Below are 430 nucleotides of genomic sequence, written 5' to 3' on the forward strand. Positions count from 1 at the left end.
ACCATAGAAAAACGCTCGAAGGCATACTGTATAAGATGCGCACAGGTATTCCATGGCGAGATTTACCTTCTGATTTTGGCCGTTGGAGTGCTATCTACAGACGGTTTAATTTATGGTCCAAAAAAGGGATTTTGAATGAACTGTTTCGCGCATTATCTCGTGATGCGGACATGGATTGGGTCTTCATTGATGGCAGTATTGTCAGGGCTCATCAACATAGTTGCGGTGCAAGAACTGCTGACAATGAATCAATTGGAAAGAGCCGAGGTGGAAATTCTACGAAAATTCATCTTGCAGTCGATAGCGGAGGGTTGCCTGTTTATTATGAATTATCCTGTGGAAATACGCATGATATCGTCCATGCAGAGTCACTCGTAGCTAATTGCCCAACAAGTAATATGGTTGTCGCAGATAAAGGCTACGACAGTGA

The 430-nt window shown here is 43.3% G+C and carries 1 protein-coding gene; it reads left to right on the top strand.

The genetic code is table 11. The features are described from left to right. Positions 1-430, top strand: a 430-nt coding sequence (locus tag AAEZ18_RS18415) for an IS5 family transposase (RefSeq protein WP_350595532.1), incomplete at both ends; no start/stop codon positions are given.

This window comes from Pseudoalteromonas sp. 19-MNA-CIBAN-0066, assembly GCF_040308705.1.
GTDB classification, from domain to species: Bacteria; Pseudomonadota; Gammaproteobacteria; order Enterobacterales; family Alteromonadaceae; genus Pseudoalteromonas; species Pseudoalteromonas nigrifaciens.